Source organism: Kitasatospora sp. NPDC024654 (assembly GCF_055559155.1).
In genome coordinates, this window is the sequence record NZ_JBVHLF010000007.1 from 125,488 (window position 1) to 140,587 (window position 15,100).

The window sequence follows — 15,100 nt, forward strand, 5'->3', positions numbered from 1 at the left end:
CTAGCCTGAGGGCACGATGAACCGCTTCACCACGCCCTGGGGCGCACTCGACCTGACCCGCTTCCCCGAGGACCCCCGGGACCGGCTGCGTGCCTGGGACGCCGCCGACGAGTACCTGCTGCGGCGGCTGGCGGGTGAACCGAGCGGGAAGCAGGCCGAGGCCGCGGGGGCAGTCGAACCGGCCGACCTTTCGGGGTGCGTGGTCGTGCTGGGCGACCGGTGGGGCGCGCTGACCACCGCGCTCGCCGCGCACCGTCCGGTCCAGATCTCCGACTCCTTCCTCACCCGGCAGGCCACCCGGGCCAACCTGGCCCGCAACGGCGCGGATCCGGACGCGGTGGAGCTGCGGTCCACCCGGGACGCGCCGCCGGAGCGGATCGACGTGCTGCTGGTCCGGGTCCCGAAGAGCCTGGCGCTGCTGGAGGACCAGCTGCACCGGCTGGCCCCCGCCGTCCATCCCGGCACCCTGGTGGTCGGCACCGGGATGACCACCGAGATCCACACCTCGACGCTGCGGCTCTTCGAGCGGATCCTCGGCCCGACCCGCACCTCGCTGGCGGTGCGCAAGGCGCGACTGGTCTTCTGCGCCCCGGACCCGGCCCTCGCCCCGGCCGCCAGCCCGTGGCCGCTGCGCTACGCGCTGCCGGACGGTCTCGGGGCCGCGTCCGGCCTGACCGTGACCAACCACGCCGGGGTGTTCTGCGCCGAGCGCCTGGACATCGGGACCCGGTTCTTCCTCGGCCACCTGCCGCGGCGACCCGGCCCGGCCCGGATCGTCGACCTGGGCTGCGGCAACGGGGTGTTGGGTACCGCCGCCGCGCTGGCCAGCCCGGGCGCCGAGCTGGTCTTCGTCGACGAGTCGTACCAGGCGGTGGCCTCGGCCGAGGAGACCTTCCGGGCCAACACCGACCCGACGGCCCGCGCGGAGTTCCTGGTGGGCGACGGCATGGCGGCGGTCCCGGCCGGCTCGGTGGACCTGGTGCTCAACAACCCGCCGTTCCACAGCCACCGGGCGACCACCGACGCGACGGCCTGGCGGATGTTCACCGGCTCGCGGCGGGCACTGCGGCCCGGCGGCGAGCTGTGGGTGATCGGCAACCGGCACCTCGGCTACCACGTCAAGCTCCGGCGGCTGTTCGGCAACTGCGCGGTGGTGGCGAGCGATCCGAAGTTCGTGCTGCTGCGGGCCGTCAAGAACTGAGACCGTCGCCGACCGCGACGTCCTGGCCTGCGCCCGGCCTGAGCGGGATTGTCGGACCTCCCTGGCAGGATGACCACGGGCCGTCAGGTGACGGTCCGTCATCAGCTACGGGCGAGGAGTGGCGGCATGGGCGACGGAGGGTTCTCGGCGGCCAGGGTCCGCCGGCTGCGCGGCGCGCTGGCCGGCCATGTCGACAGCGGCGCGGTGCCCGGCCTGGTGGCCCTGATCGACCGGCGCGGCGAGGTGCACGCGGAGGCGCTCGGCGCGCGTTCGCAGGGCGGGCCGCCGATCGGCCAGGACACCATCTTCCGGATCGCCTCGCTGAGCAAGCCGATCACCGCCGTCGCGGCGCTGATCCTGGTCGAGGAGTGCCGGCTACGGCTGGACGAACCGGTCGACCGGCTGCTGCCGGAGCTGGCCGACCGCCGAGTGCTGCGACGTCCGGACGGGCCGGTCGACGACACCGTGCCCGCCGAGCGTCCGATCACCGTCCGTGATCTCCTCACCTTCCGGATGGGCTTCGGCATCCTGATGCAGCCACCCGGCAGCTGGCCGATCCAGCGCGCCGCGGACGAGCTGGCGCTCGGCCAGGGCATGCCGCACCCGGCCGTTCCGCCGGAGCCGGACGAGTGGATCCGCCGGCTGGGCAGCCTGCCGCTGATCCACCAGCCGGGTGAGCGCTGGCTCTACCACACCGGCTCCGACGTGCTCGGCGTGCTGATCGCGCGGGCCGCCGGCCAGCCCTTCGAGGACTTCCTGCGGGAGCGGATCTTCGAGCCGCTGGGCATGACGGACACCGGCTTCTCGGTGGACGAGGAGCAGCTGCACCGGCTGGCCACCAGCTACTGGACCCCCGACCCGGCCAGCGACACGCTGCAGGTCTACGACGAGGCGGACGGCGGCGAGTGGAGCCGGCCACCGGCGTTCCCCTCCGGTGGCGGGGGCCTGGTCTCCACCGCCGACGACCTGCTCGCCTTCGGTCGGATGCTGCGCGGCCTCGGCCGGTACGACGGCGGGCGGTTGCTCTCCCGGCCCACCGTGGAGACCATGGTCACCGACCAGCTGACGGATGGCCAGAAGGCGCTCTCCGTGATCTCCCCGGGGTTCTTCGAGAGCCACGGGTGGGGCTTCGGGGTGGCCGTCACCACCCGGCGAACCACCCCGGTGGAACCGGTCGGCTGCTACGGGTGGGACGGCGGCCTGGGCACCACCTGGCGGGTCGACCCGCGCGAGGAGCTGGTCACCGTCCTGCTGACCCAGCGGGCCTTCACCTCCCCGGTGCCGCCACCGGTCTGCCAGGACTTCTGGACGGCGACGTACCAGGCGATCGACGACTGAGCTCCCGCCCCGGGGCAGCGGTTCAGCAGCGGGTTCGCGTCGCCGTACGCGTGCCGGAGGCAGGAGTGGCGCGGCGCCCCGGCGTGGCAGCGGACCCGGCAGCAGCAGGCCGGGGACTCGGGGTCGGGGGCGCGTGGCCGCCGTCATCGGCGAGGCGGTCTGGCGCGCCGCGCCCGGTGGGGCCAGAGTGTCGGCATGCAGACTCCGTCCTCCGCCGTGGATGTCCCCGACCGGGCCGAGTTGCTGGCCGACCTGATCGCCGAGGGGGACGGCCTGGACGGCCTGGTGGCCGAGTTGGATGCGACCGGCTGGGCCACGCCGACTCCCGCGCCGGGCTGGACGATTGCCCACCAGATCGCCCATCTGGCCTGGACCGACACGTGGTCGCTGCGCGCGGTGCGCGATCCGGCGGGGTTCCCCGCCGCCGCCCGAGCCTCGTTCACGGGCGCGGAACCCGGGTCGGGCGACGGGATCGAGCTGGGCGGGGCGGTGGACCTGGGCGCCGAGGCCGGCGCCCGGCGGCCGCACCCCGAACTGCTGGCCGGCTGGCGCACCGGTCGGGCCGAGCTGGCGCGGGCGTTGGCCCGGACCGCGCCGGACACCCGACTGCCCTGGATGGGGCCGCCGATGAAGCCGGCCTCGATGGCCACCGCCCGGATCATGGAGACCTGGGCGCACGGACAGGACGTCGCGGACGCGCTCGGCGTGGTCCGCTCCCCCACCGCACGGCTGCGGCACATCGCCCATCTGGGGGTGCGCACCCGGGGGTTCGCCTTCACGGTGCACGGGCTGGCCGCGCCGGCCGAGCCGGTCCGAGTGGAACTCACCGGCCCAACTGGTGAGTTGTGGAGCTGGGGACCGGCCGGGGCAGCCGACCGGATCACCGGGCCGGCGCTGGACTTCTGCCTGCTGGTCACCCAGCGCCGTCACCACGCCGACCTGGCCCTGACCCCCGAGGGCCCGGTGGCGACGGCCTGGCTGCCGATCGCGCAGGCCTTCGCCGGACCACCGGGAGCGGGCCGGGCCCGTCGCGGCTAGCACCCGCCCGGGCTCAATCCCCTGGCACCGCAGGCCCGTTGAGCACTGGCTCTGGCAGTTCGCCGTGATGTTCGCCAACACCACGGTCGGCTACCTCGCCTCCCCCTGGGCCTCCGCGTTGCTGGGCCGCACCCCCACCCCCGCCCAACTCGTGCTGGTCTCCGCCGCGTTCACCCTCGCCTGCGCCCCGGTCAACGCCTACGGGATCAACCTGCCGCGCTGGTTCGTCTCGCTCGGCATCGCCGCCGAGTCGATCGCCTCGGCGCTGGTCGGAGTGTCGCTGCTGCTCTTCTTCCGCAAGCACGGCTTCGGCCTGCTGACCGACACCCTGGGCGCACCCGCCGCCTCCGGCAGCAGCACCTGGGCGGCCTTCCTCGCGGTGATCGCGGTCGGCGGGTGGGCCTTCATCGGCTTCGACGCCTGCGTGTCGACCGCCGAGGAGACCAAGGACGCGGGCCGCCAGGTGCCGCGCGCGATGTGGTACGCGCTGCTCAGCGTCGGGGCGGTGGTGATCCTGAACGCGGTCGGCGTCGCGCTCGCCCACCCCGACCCGGCGGCCGTGGTCTCCGGCAAGGACCTCGACCCGGTGACCACCGCGGTGACCAGCTCGTTCGATGACCGGTCGGCCAAGCCCTTCGTGGCCGTGGTGCTGGCCAGCTTCACCGCCTGCCTGATGGCCTCGCAGGGCGGCGCGGCACGCGGGCTCTACTCGCTGGCCCGGGACGGGGCGTTCCCGTTCTCCGCGCGGGTGCGGCTGGTCAACAAGCACCAGGCCCCGATCGGCGGGCTGGTCGCGCCCACCCTGATCAGTTGCGCGGCGCTCCCGCTCGGCCTGAGGAGCGCCGCGATGGGCAACCTGATCACCTTCGACGGTGCCGCCACCTTCCTGCCGTTCTTCCCGCTCACGGTGGCCGCGCCGATCGGCCGGCTGCGCGGCGGCCGGCGGGGGCGGTCGGCTACGGCCGGCTCGGGACGCCGCTGAACGTGCTGGCGGTGCTGTGGACCGGCCCGGAGGTGCTGAACGTCTGCTGGCCGCGGGCCGTCCTGGCGCCGCCCGGCGCGCCCTGGTACCAGGTGTGGGCCACGCCGATCGGGGTCGGCGCGGTCTCCCTGGTCGGCCTCGGCTACCTGCCGGTCAGCCGCCCGCAGGACCGGATGCGCGCCCAGGAGGCGGCGCCCGCGACGACGGAACCGTCCCCGACGCCGCCGGCCCAGCTCCCGGACGGAACGGCGCCGCCGGAGCCCGCGTCGGGGTTTCGGCGGCGCTCGACACCCCGGCACCGCCGAACCCACTAATATGGCATGCGCATCACAAGATCTTCCAATGAACCGCCAGAGTAGCGCGCGACGGGGTGACTTCGTGCGAATTCGGGCTGATTATGGCCCATCACCAGCACCTCCCGGTATCCATGGGGCGGAAAGGATGCGCACTTGATCTTCAGCCGGATACGCCCCCGCAGACCGGAACCCGCCCCCGGGTGCCCGCTCGGCCACGGCGGCCCGTTCCCCGCCGCCCCCACCGCCCCGGAGCCCCCCGCCGGGGAGTTCACCGACCCCGAGGCGGCCGAGGCCTTCGTCCGCCAGTTCCACGCCGACCAACCCACCGGCGGGGACGTGGAAGTGCGGGTCGGCCAGGTGATCGAGGAGATCGCCCGGACCGGCACCTACCGGCACACCCCCGAGGAACTCGCCTACGGCGCCCGGGTCGCCTGGCGCAACTCCGCGCGCTGCATCGGCCGGCTGTACTGGCGCAGCCTGGTGGTCCGCGACCGCCGCGAGGCCGGCTCGGCGGACGAGATGGCCGAGGAGTGCTTCGAGCACCTGCGGATCGCCACCAACGGCGGCCGGATCCGCCCGGTCATCACGGTCTTCGCCCCGGACCGCCCGGGCCGTCCGGCCACCCGGATCGTCAACCAACAGCTGGTCCGCTACGCCGGCTACCGGCGGCCGGACGGCGGTTGGACCGGTGATCCGGCCGGCGGTCAACTCGCCTGCCGGGCCAGGGACCTGGGCTGGAAGTCGGCCGAAGGCCGGTTCGACGTCCTGCCGCTGCTGATCCAGGAGCGCCCCGGCGAGCGGCCGCACTGGTACGAGGTGCCGGACGACGCGACCCTGGAGGTGCCGCTCTCGCACCCCGACCACCGCTGGTTCGCCGGGCTGGGCCTGCGCTGGTACGCGGTGCCGGCGATCAGCGACATGACCCTGGAGATCGGCGGCATCCACTACCCCGCCGCGCCGTTCAACGGCTGGTACATGGGCACCGAGATCGGCTCCCGCAACCTCGCCGACGCCGACCGCTACGACCTGCTGGCCGAACTGGCCGAGCGGCTCGACCTGGACACCTCCAGCGAACGCACGCTCTGGCGGGACCGCACGCTGGTCGAGCTCAACCGCGCCGTGCTGCACTCCTTCGAGCTGGCCGGCGTGACCATGGCCGACCACCACACCGAGTCGGAGCGGTTCCTCAAGCACATCGCCCAGGAGCAGCGGCTGGGCCGGCCGACCCCGGCCGACTGGAGCTGGATCGTGCCGCCGCTCTCCGGCGGGGCGACGGCGGTCTTCCACCGCTACTACGACCCGGTGGACCCGGCGCTGCGCCCGGCGTTCACGGCCCGCGCACCCTGGTGACCGCTCAGCGCGCGAGCCGGGCGAACCGCAGCTCCAGCCCGTCCAGCAAGGCCTCCAGCCCGGTCTCGAAGGCCCCCTCGTCGACCGCGCGTCGGTGCTCGGCCAGCCGGTGCGCCTCGCCGAGGTGCGGGTACTCGGTCGCGTAGAGCTGGGCGTCCTCCGGGAACCCGGCGGCGAACGAGCCGAGCGCCGAGCCGGTGACGAAGTAGCGCATCAGCGCGCCGATCCGGGTCGCCTGGCCGCGCGGCCAGCCGGCCCGCACCAGGCAGCCGAAGACCGCGTCGGCCAGCCGCAACGCGTTCGGCCGCCGGCCCGGCCCCTGCGCCAGAACCGGCACGATGTGCGGGTGCGCGGCGAGCGCCGCCCGGTACGAGCGGGCCCAGTCGTGCAGCGCGGTGCGCCAGGGCGCGCCGCTGTCGAACATGCCCAGCTCCACCTCGCCCATCACGCTGTCCACCACCGCGTCCAGCAGCTCGTCCTTGGTGGCGAAGTGGTTGTACAGGGACGGTCCGCTGACCGACAGCTCGGTGGCCAGCCGGCGGGTGGAGAGCGCGTCCAGGCCCTCGGCGTCCACCAGGGCCAGCGCGGCGGCGACGATCCGCTCGCGACTGAGCAGCGGTGTGCGGGGCCGGGCCATGACGCTCTCCTCCGATCGGGTGACTGGACCGGCATTCTCGCAGCCGGCTCCTCCCGGGCGGCCGCCTCTTCCCAGAATGGCGTCGGCGGGCTAGAGTCCAAAAAACTTGCACCGCTAGTTTAAGGGGTCGAGACCATGGATCTGGAGCTGTCCGAGGAACAGGCGGCCGTCCGCGCGCTGGCCGCCGAGTTCACCGACCGCGAGATCCTGCCCTTCGCCGCCGAGTGGGACCGTGCCGAGTCGGTGGACCGGGTGATCGTCGGCAAGCTGGGCAAGCTCGGCTTCCTCGGCCTGACCATCCCCGAGGAGTACGGCGGCAGCGGCGGCGACCACCTGGCGTACTGCCTGGTCCTGGAGGAGCTGGGCCGCGGCGACTCGGCGGTGCGCGGCATCGTCTCGGTCTCGCTCGGCCTGGTGGCCAAGTCGATCAACAGCTACGGCAGCGAGGAGCAGAAGCGGCACTGGCTGCCCCGGCTGACCTCCGGCGAGGCGCTCGGCTGCTTCGCCCTCACCGAGCCCGGCGCCGGCTCGGACGCGGCCAACCTCTCCACCCGCGCGGTGCGCGACGGCGCCGGTTGGACGCTCAGCGGCAGCAAGATGTTCATCACCAACGGCACCTGGGCCGAGGTCGCGCTGGTCTTCGCCCGCACCGGCGGCCCCGGCCACCAGGGCGTCACCGCCTTCCTGGTGCCCACCGCCACCCCCGGCCTGGAGCGCCGGGAGATCCACGGCAAGCTCGGACTGCGCGGCCAGGCCACCGCCGAGCTGGTGCTGGACGGCGTACGGGTGCCGGACAGCGCCCGGCTCGGCCCGGAGGGCAAGGGCTTCACGGTGGCGATGGCCGCGCTCGCCAAGGGCCGGATGTCGGTCGCGGCCGGCTGCGTCGGCATCGCCCGGGCCTGTCTGGACGCCGCCGTCCGCTACAGCACCGAGCGCGACCAGTTCGGCAAGCCGATCGCCTCCTACCAGCTGGTACAGGAGCTGCTCTCGGACATCGCGGTGGACCTGGCCGCCGCCCGGCTGCTCACCTGGCGGGTCGCCGACCACATCGAGCGCGGGCTGCCGTTCGCCACCGAATCCTCGATGGCCAAGCTGTTCGCCAGCGAGGCGGCCGTCAAGGCTGCCAACAACGCGCTGCAGGTCTTCGGCGGCTACGGCTTCATCGACGAGTACCCGGTCGGCAAGCTGCTGCGCGACGCCCGGGTGATGACCCTCTACGAGGGCACCACACAGATACAGAAACTGCTGATCGGCCGGTCCCTCACCGGCATCAACGCCTTCTGACCTCCCGGATCTGGAGCAACGCCGTGCGTCCTGTCTACTTCGCCGCCGCCCGCCGCACCCCGATCGGCCGGCTGCGCGGCGCCCTCGCCACCGTCCGTCCCGACGACCTGTCGGCCGCCGTGCTGCGCGGCCTGCTGGGCGACGTGCCCGCCCTCGATCCGGCCCGGATCGACGACGTCTACTGGGGCGCCGCCAACCAGGCCGGTGAGGACAACCGCAACGCCGCCCGGATGGCGGTGCTGCTGGCCGGCCTGCCGGAGACCGTCCCCGGCGCCACCGTCAACCGGCTCTGCGCCTCCGGCCTGGAGGCGGTGACCACCGCCGCCCGGGCGATCGGCTCCGGTGAGGCGGAGATCGTGGTGGCCGGCGGCTGCGAGTCGATGTCCCGCGCACCGTTCGTGCTGCCCCGCCCGGACGAGGCGCTGCCGCACAAACTGGAGACCTTCGACACCCGGCTCGGCTGGCGGCTGACCAACCCCCTGATGACCGAGCTGCACGGCGTGCTCAGCATGGGCGAGACCGCCGAGGAGGTCGCCACCCGCTACCGGATCGACCGTGACCGGCAGGACGCCTTCGCGCTGCGCAGCCACCAGCGGGCCGCCGCCGCCCGCAAGGACGGCCACTTCGACGCCGAGCTGCTGCCGGTGCTGCGCCCGGACGGGGTGAGCGTCGGCGCGGACGAGGGCATCCGCGAGGACAGCACGCTGGAGCGACTCGGCAGGCTGAAGCCGGTCTTCCGGGACGGTGGCACGGTGACGGCGGGCAACTCCTCGCCGCTCAACGACGGCGCGGCCGCGCTGCTGCTGGTCAGCGAGGCGGCGCTGAACGAGCTGGGCCTGGAGCCGCTCGGCCGGTACGCGGCCGGCGCCTCGGCCGGGGTCCACCCGGACGTGATGGGCATCGGCCCGGTGCCGGCCACCCGCAAGGTGTTGGCCAGGCTGGGCTGGAGCGTGGCCGACATCGAGGAGGCCGAGTTCAACGAGGCCTTCGCCGCCCAGGCGTTGGCCTGCCTGGACCAGCTGGGCTTCGACCCGGAGCTGGTCAACCCGTCCGGCGGCGCGATCGCGCTGGGCCACCCGCTGGGCTGCTCCGGCGCCCGGATCCTGACCACCCTGCTGCACCGGATGCGCCGCACCGGCGCCCGGCGCGGCCTGGCCACCATGTGCGTCGGTGTCGGCCAGGGCACCGCCGTACTCGTCGAGAACAGCTGAGGGAGCCACCGTGGCACGATTCACCGGAAAGATCGCCATCGTCACCGGCGCCGGGCAGGGCATCGGCGCGGCCACCGCCCGCCTGCTGGCCGAGCAGGGCGCCGCGGTCGCCGTCATCGACCTGACGCCGGAGCGGGCGAAGGCCACCGTCGACGCCATCGTCGAGCAGGGCGGCACCGCCCGGGGCTACGGCTGCGACGTCTCCGACTACGACGCGGTGGCGGCCGTCTTCGCCACTGTGGTCGAGGAGTTGGGCGGTCTGCACATCCTGGTCAACAACGCCGGGATCACCCGGGACAACCTGTTCTTCAAGATGCCCAGGGCGGACTGGGACGCCGTCCTGTCGGTCAACCTGACCAGCGCCTACAACTGCAGCCACGTGGCGCAGAAGTACCTGGTGGCGCAGAAGTACGGCAAGATCGTCTCGCTCAGCTCGCGCTCCGCGCTGGGCAACCGGGGACAGGCCAACTACGCCGCCGCGAAGGCCGGGATCCAGGGGCTGACCGCCACTCTGGCGATCGAGCTGGGGCCGTTCAACATCAACGTCAACGCGGTGGCGCCCGGTTACGTCGTCACCTCGATGACCGAGGCCACCGCGGCCCGGGTCGGTGCCACGCCGGAGGAGCACCAGGCCGAGGTGGCCGCCCGCACTCCGCTGCGGCGGCCCGGCCTCCCGGAGGAGATCGCGTCGGTGGTGGCCTTCCTGGCGAGCGAGGAGGCCTCCTACGTCAGCGGCCAGACCCTCTACGTGAACGGCGGCGCGCGCTGACCGGTGGACGGCCCGGTGGACCGTTCGGCGGATCCCGCGCCTGAATCTCCGTCAGCCGTTCGGTTGATCTCCGGGTTCCGCCCGGCTGGGTGGGAATCGATCACGCCTGAGCCGTGCTGTGAGCGGCGGAACGCCGTTGAACACGTGAGGGGAACGTCATGGCAGTGGAGCGCGCGCTGGTGCTGGGCGGCGGTGGCCTGGCCGGGGCCGCCTGGGAGACCGGGGTGTTGGCGGGGCTGGCCGAGCGGGGGGTGGACGCCACCGGGGCGGACCACCTGGTCGGCACCTCCGCCGGCTCGGTGGTCGCCGCCCAGCTGGGCAGCGGGCTGCAGTTGGCCGAGCTGTTCCGGCGTCAGGCTGATCCGTCCTGGCAGAACGCCGAGTTGATCCCGTCCGGGCTCACCGTCCCCGAACTGCTGGAAATCTGGGCGAAGTTGGCGGCGAACGCCACCGATCCGTCGGAACTCCGCCGCCAGCTGGGCGAGTTGGCATTGAGCGTCGAGACGGTGAGCGAGCGGGCACGGTTCGAGGTGATCGAGGGCCGGCTGCCCGTGCACAGCTGGCCCGAGCGCCGGATCACCCTGGTCGCGGTGGACACCCGCAGTGGCGAGAGGCGACTCTTCGACCGGCGGTCCGGGGTCGGATTGGTGGACGCGGTGGCCGCGAGCTGCGCCGTGCCGGGAATCTGGCCACCGGTCACCATCGGGGGCGCGCGCTACATGGACGGCGGCGTCCACTCCAACGCCAACGCGGACCTGGCGGCCGGCGCCGATCGGGTGCTGGTGTTGGCCCCGCTGTCCGACCCGGCGCTGGAGGAGCAGACAGCCCTGCTGGCCGGGTCGGCCCGGGTCGAGACGATCGTGCCGGACGAGGCCTCGGCCGCCGCGTTCGGCGGCGACCCGCTGGATCCGGCCTCCCGGACCCCCTCCGCGCACGCGGGCTTCGCCCAGGGGCAGCGGGTGGCGGAGGTGGTCCGGGAGCTGTGGTCGTAGGGCCGCTGTCCTGGTGGGGCCGGTCCCGACCGGCCCCACCACCCGGCGCCGACGTCCGGACCCGGGTGAGGTCCGGGTCGGCCCGGGTCGGTCCGGGACCAGCCCTGGATCAGTGCGTCCAGTGCGGGCGCAGGGTGACGCTGAGGATGGTCCGGTACTCGGCCGGCTCCGCCGCCGGGACGGTGAACGGCGCGCTCGGGTCGGTGCCGTAGACCGAGCCGGTGCCGGGCAGCGGCTTGGGCGTGGAGTAGCCGGCGAAGACCATGGTCAACGTGCCGTTGTCGTTCCGCACCACGGTCGGATCGTAGACCCGGCCGGAGTAGTAGCCGCTGACGTCCAGCGCGCCACCGCCGGTCGCCTGCTCGGCCAGGGCGGAGAAGGTGTAGTCGGTGCCGATCAGCTTCTGCGGGGCCGACCAGCTCTCGCCGTCCCGGGAGGAGGAGTAGAAGATCTGGTTGAAGGCGTCACTGTCGCCGTCCGAGGCGTAGGCGCCGGAGAGGAAGAGGCCGTAGCTGCCGTCCGGGTTGGTCACCACGGTGCCGCGCGAGCCGATCCAGCGCAGCACGCTGTCGCTGTTGCCGGCCGGGTCGTTGAGGCCGCCGACCTGACCGAGGTCGGTGAAGTGCAGGCCGTCGTAGGTGTAGGCGGCGCGGACCACGGTGTAGTCCTCGTTGTTGCCGAAGAGCGACTTCGGCTTGTCCTTGCCCTCGCCGGTCTGTGCGAGCCGCGCGTACGGCACCACGGCGGCGCCGGGCGCGCCGACGCTGCTGCCCTTGGCCACCATGCCGGTGCCGCCGGTGCAGCCGGTCAGCTGGGTGGCGTCGGCGCCGGTGCAGGTCACCTGGACGATGCCGGCCGCGGTGCCCAGGCTGACGGTGACCGGGCCGCCGGTCGGCCGGAGCGCGGAGCTGTCCGCGACCGGCAGGGTGGCGGTCGGCAGGGTGACCGCGGCCGTGGTGGTGGTCGGCGTGTAGTAGTTGACGATCTTCTCGGTGTAGAGCACCGGGACGCTGCCCTTGGGCGCGCCCGGGTAGTGCGGCAGGGTGCTGATGATGCCGTCCGGGGCGATCAGGCCGGAGGTCCGCTGGGCGGTCGGCGGGATCACCGCGTCGGCCTTGACCGCGTCGCCGGCGGCGATGGTCACCCCGCCGGACGTGCGGGTGGTGCAGCCGGTGAACGCGGTCGCGGTGGCGGCGGCGTCGTTGCAGTCCACCGTGGTGCCGTCGACCGTGAAGTGGCCCGGCTGCTCGAAGTCGGCCGTGCTGCCGACCGCGATGGTGACGCCCGCGCCGCCGGGGCCGGCCGGGACGGTGACCGGCGCGGTCGCGGTGGTGGCGCCGCCCTCGCCGACCGGCTCGGCGGCGGGCAGGCCGGCCAGCGGGTCGCCGTCCTCGGGTGCGAGCCGGTGGACGATCAGGTTGACGCCCAGCGCGTCGCCCGAGGGGCGGGAGAGCGTGTAGAGGAACCGGCCGCTTCGGCCACGGCCGGCGGCGTCCGGCACGGTGAGCACGAAGGCGTGACCCTGACCGTCGTCGTTGGTGTTGCCGTTCGGACAGAGCCCGGCGTTCTGCTCCAGCGCCTCCCCGGTGTAGCGCCAGGTGCGGCCGTGGTCGGTGGAGGTGGCCGAGACCACCGCCTCGTCCCCGTCCTTGGGGCGGTAGTCGAACAGGCCGGTGAGAGTGGCGCCACCGTCCTGGCTCGTGACGAACGGGAAGTAGTACGGCTGCATGGGCAGCGTGCTGCCCTTCGGCTGGCGCAGCACGCTGCCGGTCTCGGGGGTGGGGCCGCCACTGGAGCAGTAGCCGGTCAGCGGGCCGGGGCTGCCGGTGACACCGCTGGCGGCCGGGACCGCACCGGAGCCCGCCGGGTCCACGGCCAGGTTCGGGTAGGTCACCCCGCCGACCGTCACCGTGGCGCCCAGGGTGGGGTCGCCCTGGGCGAGTGTCCAGGGGCCGCCCTCGACCCTGTCGACGACCGGGGTGCCGACGGTGTAGCCGATGGCGCCGTGCCGGTGGTGCGGGCCCTCCGGACCGCCGGCGGCGAGGGCGGGGTCGGCGGTCGCGGTGAGGGCGGCCAGTGCGGTGACACCGATGGCGGCTGCGGTCGCTAGGCGGCGACGGGGCATCGTTGCTTCCTTCCGGGAGTTCCCGATGGCGTCCGCACGGGGGGAGCCGCGCGGTCGGTCGAGATCCTGGCCGCTGCCGGGGGCGGGCGGGGGCGGGTCCGGGATTGTTCACCGACCGTTCGTCACCGCGTCTTCGGAGCCGATCCGAGCATCGGCGACCCGCACCGCGCCCCCTCGGGTTGCAGGATCGGGGCGGCACAGGTAGGTCGGCGGCGATGCCGTTTTTACCGTGTTTTGACGGCACTTCGGCCCGGTCGGGCCGGCCGGGGGCAGCACGAACCATCCGCCAGGCGGGTGAGCTGTCGGTATGCCGAGTGATCATGCCAAAGAATGTCAAGGGTCCGAATTGACTATAGATTCATCTGGTCTTCACACGGTGGGATACCGGAGCCGACTCCGTGTCGGTTCCGACCCCCGTCCCAAAGGAGTTCCATGGGCCTCTCCCCCGCCACCGCGGGCTCCCGACGCCCCGCCGGCACCCGTGCGCTGGCCCTGTTCGCCGTCGCGGCCACCGCCCTGACGGCCAGCGCGGTCACCGCCCCGACGGCCGCCGCCCTGGCCCAGAGCGCACCGGCTCAGGCCGCGTTCAAGCTGATTCCCGCCTCCGCCGGCCACTTCAACGCCACCGCGCACCCCGCCCCGACCAGCACCACCCAGTGCGTGGCGCAGCTCAAGATCCACTGCTACTCGCCGCTGCAGTACCGCACCGCGTACAACCTCAACCCGCTGTACAAGCAGGGCATCACCGGCAAGGGCCGGACCATCGTGATCGTGGACTCCTTCGGCTCGCCGACGATCCAGCACGACCTGGAGACCTTCGACAAGCAGTGGGGCATCCAGGACACCAACGTCGAGGTCATGAAGTGGGGCAACGTCCCGGCCTTCGACCCGAACAACTCGGACATGACCAGTTGGGCCGGTGAGACCACCCTCGACGTCGAGTACGCGCACTCCATCGCGCCCGACGCGCACATCATCCTGGTCGAGACCGGCGTCTCCGAGACCGAGGGCGTCACCGGCCTGCCGGAGATGATGGACGCGGAGCAGGCGCTGATCAAGGCCGGCCGCGGCGACGTCATCACCCAGAGCTTCGGCGCCACCGAGAACACCTTCCCGGGCTTCGCCCAGGGCAACTACAAGTCGCTCACCGACCTCCGCTACGCGTTCAAGGAGGCCGCCGCGCACAACGTCACCGTGCTCGCCTCCTCCGGCGACAACGGGGTGACCGACTCGGACCTGAACAACAACAACTACCCGTACAAGGTCAACTCCTGGCCCTCCTCGGACCCGCTGGTGACCTCGGTCGGCGGCACCGAGCTGACCCTGGACGACAACGGCAACCGCACCGCGCCGGACAAGGTCTGGAACGACGGCTACGGCGCCGGCGGTGGTGGCGTCTCCGCCATCTTCGGCCGTCCGTGGTACCAGTACGCGGTCAACACCGGCGGCGGCACCCACCGCACCACCCCGGACATCAGCATGAGCGCCGCGGTGGACGGCTCGGCCTGGACCTACGAGTCCTACGACCCGAAGTCGGTCGGCTGGCACCTGACCGGTGGCACCAGCGAGGCCTCGCCGCTCTTCTCCGGCGTGGTCGCCCTCGCCGACCAGCTGGCCGGCCACCGGCTGGGCCAGATCAACGGCTCGATGTACGCGATGTCGTGGCTGCCCAGCCAGTGGAGCGGCATCGTCGACGTCACCACCGGCAACAACAGCTTCGGTGGCGTGACCGGCTACACCGCCGGCAAGGGCTACGACATGGCGTCGGGCCTGGGCACGGTGGACGGCGCCAAGTTCGTGCGCGCGCTCGCGGACCACTGAGGTAGCAGCAGGCCGCGGTTGTCCGCCCCCGTGACTCCGGGGGCGGACAACCCGTG

Annotated in this window: 13 protein-coding genes; 11 read left to right on the forward strand and 2 right to left on the reverse strand. The window is 73.3% G+C overall.

Annotation, left to right across the window (positions count from 1 at the left end):
• Positions 1-16: 16 nt before the first annotated feature.
• From ACZ38L_RS06765 to ACZ38L_RS06790, 6 genes are all read left to right on the forward strand, one after another.
• Positions 17-1,201, forward strand: coding sequence for a methyltransferase (locus tag ACZ38L_RS06765; protein WP_465689909.1), 1,185 nt, complete (start codon positions 17-19; stop codon positions 1,199-1,201).
• Between the two features lie 126 nt (positions 1,202-1,327).
• Entirely contained in the window at positions 1,328-2,539 is a 1,212-nt protein-coding gene (locus ACZ38L_RS06770) for a serine hydrolase domain-containing protein (protein WP_465689911.1), read from the forward strand.
• Between the two features lie 195 nt (positions 2,540-2,734).
• Positions 2,735-3,577 carry a TIGR03084 family metal-binding protein gene (locus ACZ38L_RS06775; protein WP_465689913.1) on the forward strand — a complete coding sequence of 281 codons (843 nt, stop codon included), beginning with the start codon at positions 2,735-2,737 and terminating at the stop codon, positions 3,575-3,577.
• Positions 3,578-3,644: 67 nt separating this feature from the next.
• The gene (locus ACZ38L_RS06780; RefSeq protein ID WP_465689915.1) at positions 3,645-4,559 is read left to right on the forward strand and encodes an APC family permease; all 915 of its coding nucleotides are present in this window, start codon (positions 3,645-3,647) and stop codon (positions 4,557-4,559) included.
• Positions 4,560-4,561: 2 nt separating this feature from the next.
• The gene (locus ACZ38L_RS06785) at positions 4,562-4,873 is read left to right on the forward strand and encodes a hypothetical protein (protein ID WP_465689917.1); all 312 of its coding nucleotides are present in this window, start codon (positions 4,562-4,564) and stop codon (positions 4,871-4,873) included.
• 135 nt (positions 4,874-5,008) lie between these two features.
• Positions 5,009-6,205 carry a nitric oxide synthase oxygenase gene (locus tag ACZ38L_RS06790; protein WP_465689919.1) on the forward strand — a complete coding sequence of 399 codons (1,197 nt, stop codon included), beginning with the start codon at positions 5,009-5,011 and terminating at the stop codon, positions 6,203-6,205.
• Between the two features lie 4 nt (positions 6,206-6,209).
• Here the strand turns inward: ACZ38L_RS06790 and ACZ38L_RS06795 are convergent, their stop codons facing one another.
• A complete protein-coding gene (locus tag ACZ38L_RS06795; RefSeq protein WP_465689921.1) occupies positions 6,210-6,842 on the reverse strand; it encodes a TetR/AcrR family transcriptional regulator in 633 nt (210 codons plus the stop codon).
• 135 nt (positions 6,843-6,977) lie between these two features.
• On the opposite strand from ACZ38L_RS06795, the gene ACZ38L_RS06800 reads away from it, so the two are divergent.
• From ACZ38L_RS06800 to ACZ38L_RS06815, 4 genes are all read left to right on the forward strand, one after another.
• The gene (locus ACZ38L_RS06800; protein ID WP_465689923.1) at positions 6,978-8,126 is read left to right on the forward strand and encodes an acyl-CoA dehydrogenase family protein; all 1,149 of its coding nucleotides are present in this window, start codon (positions 6,978-6,980) and stop codon (positions 8,124-8,126) included.
• Between the two features lie 23 nt (positions 8,127-8,149).
• On the forward strand, positions 8,150-9,337 hold the full coding sequence (locus tag ACZ38L_RS06805) for a thiolase family protein (RefSeq protein ID WP_465689925.1): 1,188 nt from the start codon (positions 8,150-8,152) through the stop codon (positions 9,335-9,337).
• Between the two features lie 10 nt (positions 9,338-9,347).
• On the forward strand, positions 9,348-10,106 hold the full coding sequence (fabG, locus tag ACZ38L_RS06810; RefSeq protein WP_465689927.1) for a 3-oxoacyl-ACP reductase FabG: 759 nt from the start codon (positions 9,348-9,350) through the stop codon (positions 10,104-10,106).
• A gap of 158 nt (positions 10,107-10,264) precedes the next feature.
• A complete protein-coding gene (locus ACZ38L_RS06815; RefSeq protein WP_465689929.1) occupies positions 10,265-11,098 on the forward strand; it encodes a patatin-like phospholipase family protein in 834 nt (277 codons plus the stop codon).
• A gap of 109 nt (positions 11,099-11,207) precedes the next feature.
• Here ACZ38L_RS06815 and ACZ38L_RS06820 read toward each other — a convergent pair whose 3' ends face one another.
• Positions 11,208-13,223, reverse strand: coding sequence for a hypothetical protein (locus ACZ38L_RS06820; RefSeq protein WP_465689931.1), 2,016 nt, complete (start codon positions 13,221-13,223; stop codon positions 11,208-11,210).
• Positions 13,224-13,655: 432 nt separating this feature from the next.
• Between ACZ38L_RS06820 and ACZ38L_RS06825 the strand changes: the two genes are divergently transcribed.
• Positions 13,656-15,044: a S53 family peptidase gene (locus tag ACZ38L_RS06825; RefSeq protein WP_396562058.1), complete on the forward strand. Its 1,389-nt coding sequence runs from the start codon at positions 13,656-13,658 to the stop codon at positions 15,042-15,044.
• Positions 15,045-15,100: the final 56 nt, after the last annotated feature.